This is a genomic window from Streptomyces oceani, from assembly GCF_001751245.1.
GTDB lineage: Bacteria > Actinomycetota > Actinomycetes > Streptomycetales > Streptomycetaceae > Streptomyces > Streptomyces oceani.
In genome coordinates this window covers 101,065-102,901 of the sequence record NZ_LJGU01000112.1, presented here as the reverse complement: position 1 = coordinate 102,901, position 1,837 = coordinate 101,065, and the positions used below count along the sequence as shown (strand labels likewise).

General features: G+C 72.4%; 2 protein-coding genes. Both read left to right on the top strand.

Translation table 11 applies throughout. From position 1 onward, the window contains the following. Window positions 1–366, top strand: a 366-nt coding sequence (locus tag AN216_RS05875; RefSeq protein ID WP_070195520.1) for a TadE/TadG family type IV pilus assembly protein, incomplete at its 5' end; no start/stop codon positions are given. A 77-nt stretch (window positions 367–443) separates the two neighbouring features. Continuing rightward, window positions 444–1,820 carry a TadA family conjugal transfer-associated ATPase gene (locus tag AN216_RS05870; protein ID WP_070195519.1) on the top strand — a complete coding sequence of 459 codons (1,377 nt, stop codon included), beginning with the start codon at window positions 444–446 and terminating at the stop codon, window positions 1,818–1,820. Window positions 1,821–1,837: the final 17 nt, after the last annotated feature.

Below are 1,837 nucleotides of genomic sequence, written 5' to 3'. Positions count from 1 at the left end.
GGCGGCGGCCGCCCGCCGGGGCGGGACCGTGGCGCGTCCAGCATCGAGTTCGCCGGCATGCTCCCGCTGCTGCTCCTGGTCGCGCTCGCCGCCATCCAGCTCGGACTCGCCGGCTACGCCGTCCAGCAGGCTGGTACGGGCGCCCGCGCCGCCGCCCGTACGGCCAGCGACCAGGAGTTGGCCGACCAGTGCGCCAGCAGCGGCAAGAGCGCCATGAGCGACTGGACCGCGAAGCGCGCCTCCTTCGACTGCGCCCGGGGTGAGGACGAGGCCACCGCGACCGTCAACGTCACCATCCCGTCCGTCCTCCCGGGCATGGACAGCCTCGGCTCCGCCTCCCGCACCGTCACCATGCCCAGCGAATAGCCCCGGGGTTACACCCAGACCACCAGCCCGTCAGCCCGCCAGACCACCGGCCCCCATCGGAAGGAGAGGCCCCGCCGATGAGCCTGCGCTCCCGCCTCGGTACGTCCGACAGTGACCGGCCCGGCACCGCCGCCCCGCCCGGCGGCTCCCCGGCCGGGCAGCAGGACAGCACCAGCGCGCTCGTGCCGACGTACCGCGCCAAGCTGCTGGAGGAGATCGACCTCGCCGAGATGTCCACGCTCGCGCCCGGTGAGCGGCGCACCCGGCTGGAGCGGGTGCTGGGCCACATCATCAGCCGCGAGGGCCCGGTGCTGGCCACCCAGGACCGCGACTCGCTGATCCGCCGGGTGGTGGACGAGGCTCTGGGGCTGGGGGTGTTGGAGCCGCTGCTGGAGGACACCTCGATCACCGAGATCATGGTGAACGGCCCGGACCAGATCTTCGTCGAACGCTTCGGCCGGGTCGAGCGGGTGCCCGTGCAGTTCGCCTCGGACGAGCAGCTGATGCAGACCATCGAGCGCATCGTCTCCACCGTCAACCGCCGCGTCGACGAGTCCAACCCGATGGTGGACGCCCGGCTGCCCTCCGGCGAACGCGTCAACGTCATCATCCCGCCGCTCTCGCTGACCGGCGCCACCCTCACCATCCGGCGCTTCCCCCGCGCGTACAAGCTGGACGAGCTGATCGACCTGGGCACCCTGGACGAACAGCTGATGCTGCTGCTCGCCTCCTGCATCCGCGCCCGGTTCAACGTGATCGTCTCCGGCGGCACCGGCTCCGGCAAGACGACGCTGCTCAACGCCCTCTCCGCGCTGATTCCGGAGCGCGAACGCATCATCACCGTCGAGGACGCGGCCGAGCTGCAACTCCAGCAGCGGCACGTCATCCGGCTGGAGACCCGCCCGCCGAACGTCGAGGGCAAGGGCCGGGTCACCGTGCGCGACCTGGTACGCAACTCGCTGCGGATGCGCCCCGACCGGATCATCGTCGGCGAGGTGCGCGGCGGCGAGACCCTGGACATGCTCCAGGCCATGTCCACCGGCCACGACGGTTCGCTGGCCACCGTGCACGCCAACAGCGCGGAGGACGCGCTGATGCGACTACAGACGCTGGCCTCGATGTCCGAGGTGGAGGTGCCGTTCGCCGCGCTCCAGGACCAGATCAACTCAGCCGTCGACGTGATCGTGCAACTGGCCCGGCTCGCCGACGGCTCCCGCCGCGTCGTCGAGGTCTCGCTGCTCGCCTCGCACGGCCGGGAGAGCTTCGAGATCGTGCCCGTCTCCCGCTTCGACGCCCGCCCCATGTCACCAGACGGCATCGTGCACGGCGCCTTCCTGCACCTGCCGCTGCCCCGCCGGGCGGCGGCCCGACTGTCCATGACCGGCGAGTCCGTGCCGCCGGCCTTCGGGGTCGCCGCCGGCGACTCCACCGCGCACGGCCGGCCGGCCGGTTGACCGACCCGCCGCGCCCC

Excerpts from the sequence above, each read along its gene's own strand:
- AN216_RS05870 (WP_070195519.1), top strand. The coding sequence starts at position 444 with ATGAGCCTGCGCTCCCGCCTCGGTACGTCCGACAGTGACCGGCCCGGC.